Origin of the sequence: Liquorilactobacillus mali KCTC 3596 = DSM 20444 (genome assembly GCF_000260415.1) — a bacterium.
In the GTDB taxonomy this organism is placed as follows: domain Bacteria; phylum Bacillota; class Bacilli; order Lactobacillales; family Lactobacillaceae; genus Liquorilactobacillus; species Liquorilactobacillus mali.
The window spans coordinates 1-1492 of sequence record NZ_BACP01000084.1 but is presented as its reverse complement, the minus strand read 5'-3'; the positions used below and the strand labels follow the sequence as shown (position 1 = coordinate 1492).

2 protein-coding genes are annotated in these 1492 nt (G+C 39.1%); both read left to right on the top strand.

What is annotated here, in order from left to right; all coding sequences use genetic code 11:
- Positions 1 to 46 precede the first annotated feature (46 nt).
- On the top strand, positions 47 to 577 hold the full coding sequence (locus GSM_RS15465; RefSeq protein WP_003690415.1) for a helix-turn-helix domain-containing protein: 531 nt from the start codon (positions 47 to 49) through the stop codon (positions 575 to 577).
- A complete protein-coding gene (locus GSM_RS15460; protein WP_198507483.1) occupies positions 520 to 1461 on the top strand; it encodes an IS3 family transposase in 942 nt (313 codons plus the stop codon). Before GSM_RS15465 ends, GSM_RS15460 begins: the two co-directional genes overlap by 58 nt.
- The last annotated feature ends 31 nt before the right edge of the window (positions 1462 to 1492 follow it).

Below are 1492 nucleotides of genomic sequence, written 5' to 3'. Positions count from 1 at the left end.
GAAGTGAACCCCCGAGATTGGACAACAATCTCGGGGGGGTTTTACTATGACTAAATTTAATTTAGAGTTACGGATTTCTATTGTGACAGAATATTTAACGGGTATTAGTTCCATTCAATTGGCCAGAAAATACCATATTGCCAACAATGAAACGATTCTCCTATGGATTCATCGCTTTAATCGTTTTGGCATTGCAGGATTAAAACCGAAACCTATGAATTTGGAATACTCTAGTGAATTCAAGATAGAAGTATTAAACTGGAAACAACAGCACAAAGCTTCGCTTCCAGAAACAGCACTACATTTCAACCTCTCTTCACCAAGTACTATCTGGCAATGGCAAAGAAAGTTTGATTTAGAGGGGCTCAGTGGACTAAATAGAGTGAGAGGAAATCCAAAGACTATGTCTAAACATAAAAAAGTGACCAAACCCACAACGGCACAAATCCAAGCACGCCACGATAAAAATGAGTTAAAGCAACTCAAGCAAGAAAATAAGATGTTAAGAATCGAGAACGAATTTTTAAAAAAACTCGATGCCTTAGATCACGAAAAATCAGCTCACGAGAAACCGTGACCTTAATTGATGATCTGAGGCGGGTCTTCAAAACGTCGATTAGTTTTATCCTTAAAGCCGTTAAGGTACCACGTAGCACGTACTATTACACTAAGCACAGTCAGGGACGAAAATATGAGGATGACCAGGTTATCCAAGCCATTGATGAAATTCGGCAAACAGATGCCAAGTATACTCAAAAATACGGTTACCGTCGCATAACGTTAGTTATGCATGAACAGGGATTTAAAGTTAATCATAAACGCGTCCTCCGAATTATGAAGGAGCAAGGCTGGACATGTCAGGCCTTTAATAAGCAAACTCGCAAATATAACTCATACAAAGGAACTGTTGGTAGAATAGCCAAAAATAAGTTACACCGTCGATTCAAGACAGATCGACCATATCAAAAACTCGTCGCCGACGTTAGTGAATTTCGATACGGTCAGATGAGTCAAAGTGAGCGAATCTATTTAGAACCCATCATGGATTTATTTTCGGGTGAAATTTTGGCATTTAACATTAGTGCACACCCAACTCTTGAATTTGCGTTGAAACCACTAAAAGAAGCATTAGATGGATTACCTGAGCTTCCTTATAGAACAACGGTACACACAGATCAAGGATTTCAGTATCAACATAAACAGTGGCAAAAAACGCTTAAAACTCATCATACCTTTCAGAGTATGTCCCGTAAGGCTACTTGCTTAGATAACGCCGCCATGGAATCATTTTTTCATCTCATGAAAGCAGAGATGATGGATGAACACTTCGAAAATTCAGAGAGTCTCGCGCAAGCGATGACTGAATGGATTGAATTTTATAATAACCGTAGAATCAGGACCAAACTAAAAGGCAAGTCACCGGTACAATACCGAGAACTTGCCAATCAGTTAGCAGCTTAATTTAGTTGTCCAAACTTGTGGGTTCACTTCA